The 15,594-nt window shown below is 70.5% G+C and carries 11 protein-coding genes; 1 reads left to right on the plus strand and 10 read right to left on the minus strand.

The window, feature by feature from the left end:
* Nucleotides 1-15 precede the first annotated feature (15 nt).
* The 8 genes from ACFWP3_RS39600 to ACFWP3_RS39635 form a co-directional block, all read right to left on the minus strand.
* The gene (locus tag ACFWP3_RS39600; protein WP_384231319.1) at nucleotides 16-729 is read right to left on the minus strand and encodes an ABC transporter ATP-binding protein; all 714 of its coding nucleotides are present in this window, start codon (nucleotides 727-729) and stop codon (nucleotides 16-18) included.
* Nucleotides 726-1,973, minus strand: coding sequence for a peptidoglycan-binding protein (locus tag ACFWP3_RS39605; protein WP_384231322.1), 1,248 nt, complete (start codon nucleotides 1,971-1,973; stop codon nucleotides 726-728). Before ACFWP3_RS39605 ends, ACFWP3_RS39600 begins: the two co-directional genes overlap by 4 nt.
* Nucleotides 1,970-2,521, minus strand: a complete 552-nt coding sequence (locus ACFWP3_RS39610) for a hypothetical protein (RefSeq protein ID WP_384231324.1) — start codon at nucleotides 2,519-2,521, stop codon at nucleotides 1,970-1,972. Before ACFWP3_RS39610 ends, ACFWP3_RS39605 begins: the two co-directional genes overlap by 4 nt.
* A 136-nt stretch (nucleotides 2,522-2,657) precedes the next feature.
* A complete protein-coding gene (locus ACFWP3_RS39615) occupies nucleotides 2,658-4,169 on the minus strand; it encodes an ATP-binding protein (RefSeq protein WP_384231326.1) in 1,512 nt (503 codons plus the stop codon).
* A complete protein-coding gene (locus ACFWP3_RS39620; protein ID WP_384231329.1) occupies nucleotides 4,169-4,897 on the minus strand; it encodes a response regulator transcription factor in 729 nt (242 codons plus the stop codon). The genes ACFWP3_RS39615 and ACFWP3_RS39620 overlap by 1 nt, the downstream gene beginning before the upstream one ends.
* Nucleotides 4,898-5,028: 131 nt before the next feature.
* Nucleotides 5,029-5,925: a serine hydrolase gene (locus ACFWP3_RS39625; RefSeq protein WP_384231331.1), complete on the minus strand. Its 897-nt coding sequence runs from the start codon at nucleotides 5,923-5,925 to the stop codon at nucleotides 5,029-5,031.
* Between the two features lie 224 nt (nucleotides 5,926-6,149).
* Nucleotides 6,150-6,812, minus strand: coding sequence for a response regulator (locus ACFWP3_RS39630; protein WP_384231334.1), 663 nt, complete (start codon nucleotides 6,810-6,812; stop codon nucleotides 6,150-6,152).
* The gene (locus ACFWP3_RS39635; protein WP_384231336.1) at nucleotides 6,787-7,959 is read right to left on the minus strand and encodes a sensor histidine kinase; all 1,173 of its coding nucleotides are present in this window, start codon (nucleotides 7,957-7,959) and stop codon (nucleotides 6,787-6,789) included. The genes ACFWP3_RS39630 and ACFWP3_RS39635 overlap by 26 nt, the downstream gene beginning before the upstream one ends.
* 175 nt (nucleotides 7,960-8,134) lie before the next feature.
* Between ACFWP3_RS39635 and ACFWP3_RS39640 the strand changes: the two genes are divergently transcribed.
* Entirely contained in the window at nucleotides 8,135-10,360 is a 2,226-nt protein-coding gene (locus tag ACFWP3_RS39640) for an MMPL family transporter (protein ID WP_384231338.1), read from the plus strand.
* A gap of 239 nt (nucleotides 10,361-10,599) precedes the next feature.
* Here ACFWP3_RS39640 and ACFWP3_RS39645 read toward each other — a convergent pair whose 3' ends face one another.
* A complete protein-coding gene (locus ACFWP3_RS39645; protein WP_384231341.1) occupies nucleotides 10,600-10,770 on the minus strand; it encodes a hypothetical protein in 171 nt (56 codons plus the stop codon).
* Nucleotides 10,771-10,773: 3 nt separating this feature from the next.
* Nucleotides 10,774-15,594: RHS repeat-associated core domain-containing protein (locus ACFWP3_RS39650; protein WP_384231343.1), on the minus strand; the 4,821-nt coding region annotated here is incomplete at its 5' end.

Raw genomic sequence — 15,594 nt, forward strand, 5'->3', positions numbered from 1 at the left:
GTGGTGCACTGGTGGTCATGCCCCGGCCCTCTCGTAGGCGTGGCCCGGAAGGGCGGAGTCATGTTCGATGCGGCCGTCCTTGATGCGGACCTCTCGGGGCAGGGATGCGGCGATGTCACGGTCGTGAGTGATGATCACGACGGTGGTTCCGGCGTCGTGTAGTTCGTGGAGAAGCTCCATGACCACCGCCCCGGAGCGGGAGTCGAGTGCGCCGGTCGGCTCGTCGGCGAGCAGCAGGGGCGGGTCGCCGAGGACGGCACGGGCGATGGCGACACGCTGCTTCTCACCGCCCGACAGCTGGTGCGGTTCGTTGTACAGCCGGTGGCCCAGGCCCACCCGGCGCAGGGTCTGTTCGGCGAGCTCTCGTCGTTCACGGCGTGGCTTGCCGCTGTAGAGCAGTCCGTCGGCGACGCTGTCCAGGGCGGGGACGCCGGGGGCGAGGTGGAACTGCTGGAAGACGAAGCCGATCGTGCCGGCGCGCAGCGCGGACAGTTCGCGGTCGCTGAGCTCCGAGATGTTGTGGCCGTCGATGGCGACGGTTCCGGTGGTCGGCCGGCTGAGGGTGCCGATGATGTTGAGCATGGTGGACTTGCCGGAGCCGGAGGGCCCGACGACGGCCAGGAGTTCACCGCGCCGTACCACCAGGTCGGCTCCGGCGAGGGCGGCCACATCGCCGTAGGACTTGGTCACCCCGTTCAGCTCGATGACCGGTGGGGTGGCAGGGGTCACTTGGGAACCCCTACGACCAGGCCGGCGGTGACGCCCTGGCCGGAGACCTCGACCAGTCCGCCGGCGAACATGCCGAGCTCCACCGGGAGGTATTCGATGCCCTTGGTGCCGACGGTTTCGAGCGCGTAGCCGCCTTCACGGAGCGCCACCAGGGCGTTGATCGGAACGGTCAGGACGTCCTTGCGGGTCTCGGCCTCGAAGGTGACGTCCACTGGCGCGGCCTGGTAACGGCCGAGCTTGCTCTGATCCTTGACCTCGAGCTTGATCGGGAGCGTGGCGTCGGTGGAACTGGCGGCGGACCCTGTGGAGCCGGCGGTGCTGCCGGTGGCCGGGGCGGCGGTGGCCGCGGTGCCGATGTCCTTGACGGTGGCGTCGACCTTGGTGCCGTCGGGGAGCTTGAGGGTGGCCTTGGTGCGGTCGTCGACGAGGTCCTCGAACTTGACTTCGAGGTCGACCGTGACGATACGCTCGGTGCCGGTCCAGGTGAGGATGTCCCCGGTGGGCGAGCTGCCGCCGGCGGCCTTGACGTCGGCTACCCGGCGCTCGCCGGCGGCCACGACGGCGTCTCCCGGCGCGATGGTTCCGGTCTCTTCGCGGCCGAGGTCCTCCTGCCACGCCTTCACCGCGGTGGCGGTGGCGTCGGTGTACTCGTCGTCCACCGTGAAACCGGTGTATCCGAGGGCGGAGAGGTTCTCCTCCAGCAGCTTGACATCCTTGCCCTCACTGCCGGACTGGATCGTGCGGTAGAGGGGGGTGGACCCGTACAGGAGCGGCACCTTGCGCTCATCGATGCTGTACACGGTTTCACCGCGCTTGATGGTGGCGCCCTCCGCCGGCAGCCACGTGACCACTCCCGAGCCGTTGCTCTGCGCACCCTGGCCGCCCTGGCCGGTACTGGCGGACGTGGCGCTGGCGGAAGGCGGGGCCTGAACCGCAGTGGCGTCGCCGTACCCGAGGTTGCCGTTGACGGTTTCGGTACGCGTCAACGAGGCGCTTTGGACCTTCGCGGTCTTGGGCGGGCCCGCCGGGGCGGCTGAGGCGGCCGAATCGCCGTCCCCACCCAGGACTCCGGTCGCGGCAGCGACGCCCGCGCCGGCGATGACCAGCACCGCGATGGAGATCAGCGAGGTACGCAGAGGGCGCTTCCCACGGCGGCTCGCCGCGGGGGCCTGACCGCCGGAGCCGTCGTCGCTTTCGGTGCTGTCGTCGGCCAGGTGGTTCTCGGTGGTGTCATGCAGAGTCACTTCGGGCCTCCCATCATGCCGCCGAGGAACTCGCGACACTCACCCATGGCATCCTGGAAGTTCGGATCGCTCATGTTCATCGACTCCCGGTCGAGGCCCTCGGGCCCGGGGTCGTCCATGTCGACACCGTTCTCGCGCATGCACGCCGCGAACTTCTTCATGTTCTCCAGCTGCGCGGCGTCCGGGGTGCCCTGGCCGCCGCGGTCCTTCATGGCCTGCGGCGCCTTGTCACGGCATGCTTCCATCGCGGTGCGCAAAGCCCCGGAGTCGGCGCCGCCGCCCATCACGGACTGGAGGTTCAGCTTCCCCGTCTCAGGGTCCGGGTCCTCCATGTCGACACCGTTGTCCCGCATGCAGGACACGAACTCCTGCGACTGCTCGGCATCGCTCTTGGCCGAGCCTGCGCCGCCCGAGCTGCTGCCCGCACCGCTGAGAGAGGCCACCTTCGAACTGTCGCTGTCCGATCCGCCGCAGCCTGTCAGCAGGCCCATCGCCACGATTGCGGCGGCCGGCAATGTCAGCGCACGCGCTGTGAGCGCCGTTCGCATCCTCACCACTCCCTTGAATCCGACTACCGCCGGCCACTGACGTGGCCGGCCGTCCGTACGAGTGGTGATGCTGGCAGTCCAGGTTCAGCGGACCCTGGGCCCAACCTCAAAGCCACCTGGGAATCCGAAGCGATTTTTACGGGAGCGGCAGGATGACGCGGAACGTCGCCCCCGTGCCTGGGGGTTGGGCCGCCAGATCCAGCCGGCCGCCGTGCGCCTCCACGATCGCCGCGGCGATCGCCAGCCCGAGCCCTGCGCCGCCGCCGGTGCGCGCCGGGTCGGCGCGGTAGAGCCGCTCGAACACGTATGGGGCATGCCCGGGCGGCACCCCCGGGCCCGTGTCGGCGACCTCGATGACCGCGGCCGGACGGTCAGCGGACGCTGCGGTGCCCGTGGCGGCGAGGGCCGGGCCGAGCGTGTCGGGCCGTCGGGAGCCGATCCGTAGGGTGATGTGGGCGCTGGGGGGTGTGTGGCGGTCGGCGTTGGCCAGGAGGTTGCCGAGTACCTGCCGCAACTGCAGCGGATCACCGATCACGGTCATGGGTTCGATGAGAGCGTCCGATTCGTCGAGGTCCAGGATCTGCACGACACGGCTCGTGGAGCGGGCATGCAGAGCCCGCGCCACGTCCAGCGCGAGTTCCAGAAGATCGACGGGCAGCTTTTGCGGTTCCCGCTGTTCGTCGAGCCGGGCCAGCATCAGAAGGTCCTCTACGAGCACCCCCATCCGCGCGGCCTCCGCCTCGATGCGCCGCATCGCGTCCGCGGGGTCACCGCCGCGCCGGTAGAGCTCGGCGAAGCCGCGGATCGACGTCAAGGGGGTACGGAGTTCGTGCGAGGCATCGGCGAGGAAGCGCCGCAGCTTCAGCTCGGAGGCCGTGCGGGCCCCGATCTCGTACTCCACCCGGCCCAGCATCGCGTTCATCGCCCCGCCCAGCCGGCCCGGCTCCGTGTGGGGGTCCGTGTCGGGCACGCGCTGTGAGAGGTCCCCCGCCGCGATGAGCCCGGCGGTGGCTTCCATACGTGTGAGGGGCCGCAGTCCCACCCGGACCAGGAACGCCGCCCCCGCCCCCAGCAGGGCGAGTGCGCCTGCGACGACGGCCGCGTCGATCAGCATCAGCCGATCCGTGGTCTCCTCCACCTGTGCCAGGGAGATGGCGGTGACGATGAACCCGCCCTGCTGCAGGCCGGTCGTCGGCTCTACCACCTTGACGACAGCCCGCCAGTCGGCGCCGCCCTCCTGGCCTGGAACGGTGAACGGCACGCCCGTGCGCTCGGCCAGTTCCGCCACGGCCGGCAGGGCGGGACCGGGTTCAGGATCATCCTGCGGGTAGACGGCGCTCTTGCCGCTTTGCTCGACTAGGTAGATCCGGGCGTCGGAACCGAACACTCCGGACAGGAACTGGTCGCCGGGCGCCGGGGTGCGCGACCCGTCCGGTGCCGGGTCGGCGAGGCTGCGCACCAGCCGCTGCTGCTGGCCGCCCAGACCGGGAATGGCCAGCTGCCGGTCGACGCGGTCGACGAGATAGGAGCGCAGCAGGATCACCCCGGCCGTATTGGCGCCGATGAGGGCGACAGCGGTGAGGGCCGCGCTCACCACGACGAGCCGGGACCGCAGCGTCCAATGGCGCCACCGTCGAAGGCGGCGCATCACCGGTTTCCGTGCGGAAGCCGCAGGGTGTACCCCACACCGCGGATGGTGTGGATGAGCCGGGGGCCGCTGGAGTCGAGCTTCTTGCGGAGGTAGTAGACGTAGGACTCCACGATCCGGCTGTCGCCGCCGAAGTCGTAGGACCACACCCGGTCCAGGATCTGCGCCTTACCGATGACCCGGCCCGGATGCTCGAGCAGGAAGCGCAGCAGGTTGAACTCAGTGGGTGACAGATCGATGCGCGTGCCGCCGCGGCGTACCTCGTGCCGGTCCTCGTCGAGCTCGAGGTCGGCGTAGCGCAGCACGGGATCGGGCACCTCCTCTGCGGGGGCGCCGGTGACGGAGCGGGTCCGGCGGAGAATGGCGCGGATCCGCAGCACCACCTCCTCCAGGCTGAATGGCTTCGTCACGTAGTCGTCACCGCCCGCCGTCAGGCCCCGGATCCGGTCGTCTTGCGAATCCCTGGCCGTGAGGAACAGCACTGGCACGTCCTGGCCGGCCGTTCGCAGTCGGGCCGCGACCTCGAAACCGTCGAGATCGGGAAGCATCACGTCGAGCACGATGAGGCCCGGCCGCGATGCCTCCGCCGCTGTCAGGGCCTCGAAGCCCGTCGCCGCCGCGACCACGTCGAAGCCCACCAGGCGCAAGGTCTGGGACAGAAGATCACGGATGTTCGGCTCGTCGTCGACGACGAGAACGGTGGTGGCGGCCGGTGCGTTGTCAGTCATGGTTTCATCCGTATCGCACCAACCTCAAAGGAAGCTGAGAGCCGCCTCGATGTCGCGCCATAAGTGACCCCGCCCGGGAATCGCTACGATCTACCTGATCGGCACGTACCGGCTGACCAGGGTGATGCGGCTCAGGATGCGCTTCCGATCGTATGTATCACCGAGGCGACGGCCTGGGTGGCGGCCTCGACGAGTGCTATTCCGTCGGCTTGGGTGAGGTTGCCGTCGGACAGGACCGCGATCAGCCACTCTCGGCCATCGACGTGCACACGCCCGATGCTGTTGATGTCCCACAGGCCGGTGGCGGTGCGGGGCAGCCAGCCGTTCTTGAGCGCAGCGTCGGAATCAGCGGCGGACACTCCCCAGTCCTGACCTGGCGCGACGCTCTCCATCAGACTCTCGATGAAGTCCCTGTCGGCCGGGACCAGGATGGACTCAGCGCCGAATACCGCCTTCAGAAGAATCAGCTGGTCTTCAGTCGTCGTCTGCGTGAGGCCCCAGTTTCCGTTCCGGCCCGCGGTCGTGTCGGTCAGTCCCAGGCGCTGGTTGGCGGCGTCCAGTCCCGCCGCGCCGCCGATAGCCGTCCATAGCGCGGTGGTCGCTTCGTTGTCGCTGTTCTGGATCATCTGCGTCGCCTGGGTGCGCTCCCGCGCGGTGATAACGCGACCCGCGTCCTGCGCCTGTAGCAGCAGCGCCGCCAGTATGTCGACCTTCACGATGCTCGCGGTGTCGTACCGGCCGCCGCCGAATACCGCTCGGTCGCCCGTTGTCAGGTCCATCACCGCCACCGATGTCCGCCCGTGGCCATCAGGTGCGACCTGAGTCAGCTCGGCCGCGAGGAGCTGGTCTAGATCGAGATCGAGACTGGATTCGCGTTCGGGTGCCGGGGCCTCTGTCTTCGTGCTGCCACGGGGCTCTGGCGCGGGAGAGGACACCGATGTGACGGAAGCTGTCGCCATAGGGTGCCCATGCAGGTTCGCCGCACCGGCAACGACACTTCCGCTCAGTGCGACGGAGGCCGTCACCATGACGAGAAGGCGACGGCGCGGGCGACGACGGTGTGATCCAGCCATGCCGCGACGCTATGAACCACGGCTGTGCGCGAGCTGGGATCAAGTTCAGGGCCACCTGAAAGTCTCGTCGCAGCATTGCGGCGCCGATGCCGAGGCGCTGGCCCATGCAGACGGTCGCCGGCGATCGAGACGTGATCATCGGGTGGCCCTGACTCACGGGACATGGCCCGGCACCCGGCTCAGGTTCCGGGGAGGATACGGCGCGTTTCGTAGGCCCACATCGCGATCTCGACCCGGTTGCGGGCGCCGAGCTTGGCCATCAGGCTGGCCAGATGCGTCTTCACCGTGCTGAGGCTGATGTGCAGTGCATCGGCGATCTCGGTGTTGGTCAGCCCGCGAGCGACGGCGAGGAGCACCTGCTCCTCGCGGGCGGTCACGGGGGAGACCGGCTGGGCTACGGGCCGGCCGGCGGGCAGGCCCGCGAATGCCTGGAGCAGACGGACGGTGACGCTGGGCGCAATGAGCGCCTCACCGCCGGACGCCGACCGTACGGCCTGCGCCAGAAGGTCCGGTCCCGTGTCCTTGAGGAGGAATCCGCGGGCACCGGCACGCAGCGCGCCGTAGACGTACTCGTCGAGGTCGAACGTGGTGATGACGACCACGGCCAGCGGGTCGGCGACGCCCGGGCCGGCGACCAGCCGGGTGGCCTCAAGCCCGTCGAGTACGGGCATGCGGATGTCGAACAGGCAGACGTCGGGGCGTAGTTCGCGGGCCAGACGTACCGCTTCCCGCCCGTCGGCCGCCTCGCCGACCACCTCGATGCCGAGCTGGGCGTTCAGCATGATCCGCAACCCGGTGCGGATGATCGTCTGGTCGTCAGCGACGAGGACGCGAATGGACACCGCTCTCGGTCCTCGCTCTCGGCAGTTCGGCTTCGACATGCCAGCCCCGGTCGATACCCGGGCCGGCTCCCAGTGTGCCGCCGAGCAGGGTCGCGCGCTCGCGCAGTCCGGTAAGTCCGTATCCGTCGCGCCCCCGGCCGGTGCGCCGGCCGTTGTCGCGCACGCTCACCCGTACCGAGTGCCGTTCCGCGGCGACCCGAACGACGAGCTCGGTCGCGTCGACCGCATGGCGCAGCGCGTTGGTCACCGACTCCTGCACGATCCGGTAGACGGCCGCGTCCACGGCCGGGGGCAGCGCGTACAGTTCGCCGTCGAGCCCCAAGTCGACCCTGAGGCGACCACCCGGGGTGCGCACCAGGCGCTCCAGATCCGCGACTCCGGCAGGGGGCGCCAGCTCGGCGCCGACCCCGCGGTCGCGCAGCCCGGCGACCATGGCCCGCATTTCCTCCAGCGTGCGCGCCCCTTCCTCCTCGACCCCCTCCAGCGCCTCGACGGCGGCGGACGGGTCGGTGCCCGCGAGCACCCGGCCCGCCTGGGCGATGATCACCATGGCCGACACGTGGTGGGCCACCGTGTCGTGCAGTTCCCGGGCGAGCTGCTCGCGCTCGCGGGAGCGCACCTGCTCCAACTGCCGCTCGCGAGCGGTCACCCAGAACCGCACGGCAGCCCCGACCACGCCGGGCAGCAGCAGGAAGACGAAGCCCACGACGTTCTCGACGACCGGGGTCTCGTCCGTAACGGAACACAGCGCGCCGGCCGCGAGGATCACCGCGCCGCCCAGCACGATCTCGCGTCCCGATCCCCACCGGAGCAGCGCGTACACCAGCACCAGCACGACCGTGCCGGTGTACAGGCCGACGGGCTCGCGCGGTGCGGCGACGAGCGAGGCCACCTGAAGCAGGACCACCGAGCCGAACGCCAGCGTCACCATCGCCAGCGGGCGGGTCCGGCGCCCCAGGGGCAGCAGGCACAGCCATACGGCGAACACCACCGCCACCGGCCGCCACACGACGTGCTCGCGCAGGGTGGCCTCCAGCACCACACCACCCAGGCCCGCGGCGAGCAGCGCCCAGTCCCGCCGCACCCGGGCGGGCGCGCCGGGCGGCCGGGGTTCGGTCCACAGGGTTCGCAGGTCGTCTCTTAGCACGGTTCTCAGCCTAGGGACCGCGCCGTGCCGCGCATCGGCCGAAAGGACTGGTCGTCACTCCTCCCCCGGGCCGACGGATCCGCGGCCCGCGGGCCGATGCCGCCGAGCGCCGTGGCGACGAACCTCGGCATCGGCGGCCGTACAAGGACGGCCGACGAGGTGGTTGGAGGACCCGATGCTCTCGAAAGCCCTGTTGCGCCTGGGCGGGGGCGCTGCCCGTCACCCCTGGCGGGTGATCGCGTCATGGCTGATCGCCGCCACGCTCGCCGTCCTCGCCGCGATCGCCTTCGGCGGGCGGACCGCGGACTCGCTGACCGCTCCGGGGCTGGACTCCCAAAGGGCCGCGGAACTGATCGAGCGGGCCGGCACCGGCCAGGAGGGGATGACCGCCCAAGTGGTCGTCACCCCCCTCGACGGCGGTGCGACGTTCCTCGACCACGGCAGCGCGCGCACCGCTCTCACGCGGCTGCAGACCGAGGTGAAGCGGCTGCCGCACGTGCTCGGTACGAGCGACCCGGCGGGGGCACTCGACGCGGGCGGGGACACCGCCGGGCGCGGCGGCCTTGTCTCGGCCGACGGGCGGATCGCGGTCGTCCGGGTGCAGTATCCCGACCAGAGCCGGCTGTCGGCCGAAGACCTCGACGCCCTCGTCGATCTCGGCGACCGGCTGCGCGCCGAGCTGCCCCTGCGCATCGAGATGGGCGGGAACCTCTTCTACGCCTTCTCCGACTCCGACGGCGGCGCAAGCGAGCTGATCGGCCTCCTCGCCGCGGCCGCGATCCTGTTCTTGGCGTTCGGTTCGCTCGTCGCCGCCGCGCTGCCGATCGGCATGGCGGTCTTCGGGCTGACCATCGGAGTTGCCACGATGACGATACTGGCGGGGGTGACGGACGTCCCGACCTTCGCCCCCGTTCTGGGCAGCATGGTCGGACTCGGAGTGGGCATCGACTACGCGCTGTTCGTGCTCGCCAGGCACCGGGAGTACCTCGCGCGCGGGCTCGATCCCCACGAGGCGGCCGGACGAGCGGTGGCCACGGCGGGGAGGCCCGTGGTCTTCGCCGGCGCCGTCGTCGTCGTATCGATCCTCGGCCTGGCGGTCGCGAACGTGCCGTTCATGACGGTGGGCGGGCTCGCCGTCTCGATCGTCGTTCTGACCATGGTGGTCGCGTCGGTGACGCTTCTGCCGGCCTTCCTCGGCGCCGCCGGCCCACGCCTGGCCCGGGCCGGCCGGATCGGCCGGGCTCTGCAGACCGGGAAGCCGGCCCGACTCGTACGGCCGCGGGACAGGGTGGTGGGCGCCGCTCCCGCCGCCGGTTGGCGGCGCTGGATCGGGCACGTCAGCCGGCACCCGGTGCTGTACGCGATCGGCGCGGCGGGGCTGCTGCTGACCGCGACGCTGCCCGTGCTCGGCCTGCGCGTCGGCCTGCCCGACGACGGCTCGCTGCCCCACAGCCGTACCGAGCGCCGGGCCTACGACCTCGTCGCCGAGGGGTTCGGCCCGGGCACCAACGGTCCCCTCGTCATCGCCGCGGACCCCACCGGTGATCCGGGAGTGCTGGACCGACTCGTCGGGGCGGTCGCGGCGGATCCGGGCATCGCATCCGTCGCGCCGACGCACATCGATCGGGCGACCGGCATCGCAACCCTCGTGGTCTTCCCGACCACCAGCCCTCAGGACAAGGCCACGGCCGACACCATCGCCCGGCTGCGCACCGACGTGCTGCCCACGGCGATCGGGCACGGCCCGGCCAGGGCCCACGTCGGCGGCGCCGCCGCGAGCCTGTCCGATGTGGGCCAGCGCACCAGCCAACGCCTGCCGGTGTTCGTCGCCGCCGTGCTGGCGACGTCGTTCCTGCTGCTGATGCTGGTCTTCCGCTCGATACTCGTACCGCTCAAGGCGGTACTGCTGAATCTGCTGAGCATCGGCGCGGCCTACGGCATCATGGTCGCGGTCTTCCAGTGGGGCTGGGGAGGCCCACTCATCGGGCTGGAAGCGACCGTCCCGATCGTGTCGTTCATCCCGATGTTCCTCTTCGCCATCCTGTTCGGCCTGTCGATGGACTACGAGGTGTTCCTCCTCTCCCGCGTACGCGAGGAGTACCTGCGCACCGGCGACAACAGCACGGCGATCGTTGAGGGCGTCTCGCGCACCGCCCGGATCATCACCTCGGCCGCCCTCATCATGGTGGCGGTCTTCCTGTCCTTCGCCGTCGCCGAGGACCCCTCCACCAAAATGTTCGGGCTCGGCCTGGCCACCGCGATCTTCATCGACGCCACGGTCGTACGCATGGTGCTGGTACCGGCGACCATGACACTCCTCGGCCGGACCAACTGGTGGCTGCCGAAGTGGCTGGACTCGATGCTTCCCCGCGGCCCGGTCGGCACCGACGCTGAGTCGTGATCATCGGGTGAGTACCGCCGACATCACGGGCAAAGAGCGGCGCCGCCAGTCCTCGACGTGGATCTGTGTCGAGGACTGGCGGCGGCGAGTGCAAGCCGACGGCCACTGCAACGGTTCAGTGGGCCACCATGAGGCCTATGCCGAGACCCATCTCGCGATCATCGGGCCGGTCTGCGAACGTTCCGCCCGGCGGGCACGCCGCCGCAAGACCAGCACCGACTCGATCGCTCCTTGGGTCGTTATCGCTTGCGTGCTCGTAGGAACGCCACTACCGCGCCCGCGAGGGTGAGGCTGATGCCGCCCACGGTCAGCGCGATGGCCGACGTCCCGTGGGTGTACGGCAGGGATGCCGCCAGCACACCCGCGGTGATCAGGAGCAGCACCGCTCCGGCGATCTCACGTTCACGCATGTGTCACCTGCATCCGTCGCTGTAGCTCGAGTATTGCCCGGGGATCAGACCGGGATACCCGATGGGCCACTTGAGCTTGATGCAACGACGGTAGTCGACGGCCTGCTTGGCGTGCCAGGCGATGGCTGCGGCGTTGAGCCAGATCCACTTCAGCAGGATGTGTGCGTTGGAGAAGAGGGCCAGGGCGCCGGCCACGATGGCCGGCATCTCGGACGCCGACTTCATGCGCAAGGTCTCGCGCTTGTTGAAGTAGATCGTTCCGCTGACCCATCCCCAGGAGACCCGCCACATGCCGTTGAGGTCGTACATGTTGATCGGGTCGGCCGGGTAGACGTACGGGTTGTCGTTGCCACCGGGGACCGGGTCCACGGACAGGAACCGGCCCGTGTCCGGCTTGTAGAGGCGGACGCCCATGAGGGTGAGCCCGGCCGGGGTCTCCGCCGAGCGCTGCTTGGCGCCGAGCCAGCCGTAACGTGGCGTTGTGCCTCGGGCGTTGCCGTACTCGTCGGCGTCGTACGCGGTCGGTGCGATGCCGGCGTCCAGGGGCAGGATGAGCGAGACGTCACCGTGCCGGTTGGTGAGCTGCAGGACGGTGCCGCCGGTCTTGCCGGTGATCGCCGCCAGGTCGCCGCTGGGGGACGTCACGTTGCGGGTGAGCGCGCCGGTGGCGGTGTTCTCGACGACCCAGCGGGGGCTGTCGCAGGAGCAGCTGTAGTGGTTGACCTTGGTTTCCTTGGTGGTCCAGGTGCCCGAGGCGTTCGACTCGGTGGTCCACCCGCGCGGCCGCAGTTCGGAGTCGAGCTGCCAGGTCTGGCGGTCGGATCCGGTGGTCTGCTGCTGTACGAGGTCGTTGGCGTGGTAGGCGACGGTGCTGCCGGGGACGGCCGTGGTCCGGCCGAAGGCGTCGTAGGCGTAGCCCGTGTCGACCTGGCGGTCCGCACTGTCGTAGGTGTGCGTCTTGACCGTTCCGCCGGTGGCGGAGCAGGGTGCTCCGGCGGTCCCGGGGACCGTGGTGAGCGAGGTCCGGTTGGACCGCGCGTCGAAGGCGTACGTGCGGCGCGTGCAGAGGCCGTCGACCGTGTCGTCGACCTGGACGAGTCGGCCGGTGCCGTCGTAGCGGTAGTTCTGCTCGGACCAGCCGGAGTGCCAGTTGACCTGGGCGTGGGCCGTCTCTGTGACGGAGTCGGCGTAGACCACGGTGCCGTCGCCGTCGCGCTTGTAGACGCGGCTGGTGACGGAGCCGGCGCTGTTGCGCTTCTGGGCGAGGCTGTAGCCGCCGGGCAGCGTCTCCGCGCTGACGGCGCCGTTGGCGTCGTACTCAGCGGTGAAGGCGCCCGCGACCGAGTCGGTGATCCGCGTGGCCAGGCCGCGGGGCTCGGCCGTGTCGTCGTAGGTGTAGGTCACCGTTGACGGTACGGAGTCGCTCACCTTGACCGGGCGGTTGAGGGCGTCGTACTCGGTGGTGGTGGTGCCGCCGTCGGCGTCACCGTAGGAGACCGTGCGGCCGAGCTTGTCGAACTGGGTGGTGATGGTGCCGCCCGTCGTCGACGAGGCCTTGACGACCTGACCGGTGGCGGGGTCGTAGGTGGTGGTGACCTGCGGGACGGCGGCGCCGGGCCCGGTCACGGTGGTGACGGTGGTGCGGCCGACCGCGTCGTGCTGCTGGACGGTGGTGCGCGTGGCGCCGTTGGCCGTGTCGGTGCGCTTGGTGACCTGGCCGTAGTAGCCGTACTCGATGGTGCTGTCGGTCACCTGGGAGGGCTGGCCTGCCCCGCCGGTGATGGTGCCCGCCGGGCCGTTCCAGCATTCCATGCCGGCCCACTCGGGGCGGCCCTTGCACGAGCCGGTGCCGGTGGCCTGCCAGTAGGTGATGACGCGGGAGGCCGCGTCCTGGCCGGTGCCGCCAGGGGGCACGACGCCGGTGACCCGGCCCTGCGCGTCGTGGGAGACGCTGGTGGTGAGGTTCAGGCCGCCGCTGTCCCTGATCTCCAGGGTGGGGAGGCCCTTCGCCCAGTCGTACTTGGTCTCGAAGTGGCGCTTCTCGCCCATGACCGCGTAGTAGTCGCGGACTCGGGCGCCGGTGACAACGAGGGTCACCTGGTCCTTGATGGCGGCGGTGCCGTCGGTCGGGCGGCCCTGGTCGTACTCCTTGACGGTCCAGGGGCGGGCCGGGACGGACGTGCCGGCGGCGACCAGCGTGGCCGTGCCCTCCTTGAGGGGCTGGGTCAGGTCGACGCGGCGCATGGGACCGAAGGTCTCGATCTCGCGGACGCCGCGGGCGTCGTAGAGCGATTCCTGCGACAGCAGGCGCGCGCGCTCACCGCTGGACAGCGCGGCGAGGCCGAGGTCGGCGAGCTCGGCCTGCTGGGCCGGAGCCGTGCCCAGCGCCAGAGCGCGGTTGGCGGCAGTGAGCTGCCGGACATTGTTGCCGAAACGGTCGTACTCGGTCGTGGTGATGTGGCCGCCCGGGGTGGAGGTGTTGACCTGCCGGCCCGAGTCGTCGAGGTAGTGGACGGTGGCCCGCCGGTAGGAGGCGGCGTTGAGCGATCCGCCCGCGTGGGCCGTCGGGACGGTGTCCGGCGGGAGGATCGCGGTGGCATCGGTGGGGACGTTGTGCTGGCCCCAGTGCTGCACGTCGGCGCTGCCCATGGCGTTCGGCGCGGAGGCGCCGGTGAGCGGCACGCCGTAGACGACGGAGGTGACGGAGTCACCCTCGGTCACGGTGGTGCTGCCCTGCTTGAGGGCCGGGCGGCTGACCTTGAGCAGCATGCCGTCGCCCGGAGCGGTGCCTGCTCCGGCGTTGCCGTAGGTGAAGGTGTACGGCAGCTGGCCGGCGGGCTCGAGCCGGGTCACCCGGCCGCCCGAGTAGGCGTACTGCGTCTCGGTCTGACGGCCCAGGCGCGGGTCCCAGAACTGGCGCAGGCTGCCGTTGCTGTCGTAGCGGTAGGCGGCCACGGCGGTTGCGGTGGCGGCCGCCGCCCCGGGCTGGGTGGACCAGAGGCGAAGCTCCTTCACCTGGCCGGCGAAGTCTCCGAACTCTGCGTCGCCGGCGGTGCCGGTCGCCGTGGTGCTTGTCGCGTACACGAACTCCAGGGCGCGGCAGCCCTTGGTGGAGGGCGTGGTGCGGCAGGTGGCGACCGGGACGGCCTCGGTCGGAGCGATCAGCAGCTTCGGCCTGGCGAGCTGCTCGGTGCCAGCGGTGACCGTCTCGGAGACGATCGTGGAGGTGGAGTCCGCGAGTCCGTCCTTGCCGGCGGTCTGGGCCTGCCAGGTGGTCGCGGCAGGGTCGGGCTTGGCGAAGGTGATGCGGCCGCCCTCGTTGTCCGTCAGGGTGAAGGTGCCGGTGAAGGCGCCGGTCAGGGTGAGGGACTCGGCGCCGGGCTCGGCGACCCAGCCGGTGCGGTCGGCGTTGGCGGTGAAGCCGATACCGGTGCCGTCGCCCTGGACCACGTCGAGGGCGGTGTCGGAGACCTTGCGGATGTGGGCGTAGTCGGAGGCGGGTGCCTCGGCGACCGTTCCGGACACCCACTCCTTGCCGAAGATGGCGGCTTGGCCCTGCTGGCCGGCACCGGAGTCAGGGGTGCGTGAGGAGGCGGTGCGGGACACGGACAGGCCGAAGTACGACGTGTCGGTGGTGCCGAGGGTGTAGTCACCGGTCAGCAGGTTGACCGAACCGGGGCCGACGGTCTCGGTGGCCGCGCCGTCCGCGTTGCGGTCGACGACGATCGTCAGCGGCTGGGTGGAGCCGGTGACGCCGCCGGGGCCGGAGAAGTCGGACTTGATCTGGACCGTGCCGTCGGGGTCGACGGTGTTCGTGGCGTTCCAGGTGAGCTGCGGGGTCTTGCCGCCGGTCATCGTGACGGGCCAGGCGCTGAGTGCGGTGCCGCCGGAGGTGCCGTCGGCGGTCGGGATGTGCACCCAGGGGTCGGCCGCGGAGCGGCGCCAGGAGAACGACGCGGAGTCGTACTTCCCGGCCTCGGCCTCGACCTGCAGCGGGACGCGGCGGGCGGTGCGCACGCCGTCGGCGGGCTGCAGGAAGCCGCCGGGGCCGGCGTGGAAGGAGTACTCGAGAGCCTCAGACTTGTTGTCGGCCTTGTCCGCCGAACGCACCCGCAGCGTGTGCGTGCCGTCCTTTGGCGGCGTCACCGAGATCGCCTTGCTGCCGGCGGCGCCGTCGGTCGCGACCCGGTTCCAGGTCACGCCGTCGAGCGACCAGTCGAGCCAGTGGTGGTCGGCGGCGGGCGGGGTGACGGTGAAGGTGCCGGCCTGGCCGGCGCCCTTGACCCACGCGTTCGAGGGGTAGTCCGTCGAGGTGATCGCGGTCGGTGCGGAAGGTGCGGAGGCGTCGACGGTGAACGTCTTCCACTCCGACCAGGCGAGGTTGTAGTGCGTGCCGTCGTACGGCGAAGTACGGAACTTGTACGTCTTGCCGTTCGTCAGCACACCGGCCGGAACCTTCACCGAGGCGACCTGGCCGGAGGGCACGAACGCGGAGGCGATGACGTTGCCGACCTGGGTGTCCGTGGCGGAGTCGAAGATCTGGAAGGTGCCGTTGACCTTGTCGCCGTTGCCGTCGACGAAGGTGTCACGCAGTGTCGGCGTCACCGTGTTGACGGTGTAGGCGCCGCCGTAGGAGAAGAACGGCGGGCCGGCCTCCTGCTTGGTGCCCGTGCGCGGCCGGTAGTTGTAGGTGACCGTCAGCTTGGGGACGTTGGAGGCGGCGTTGGAGGAGTTGACCCTCTTCCACTGCTTGATGTTGTTCTCGTCGGTGGCCCGCAGGCCCATGCTGGAGAACGCCCACTTGTTGTTGGACCAGTGCTGGAC

This window comes from Streptomyces sp. NPDC058525 (genome assembly GCF_042719495.1).
GTDB lineage: Bacteria > Actinomycetota > Actinomycetes > Streptomycetales > Streptomycetaceae > Streptomyces.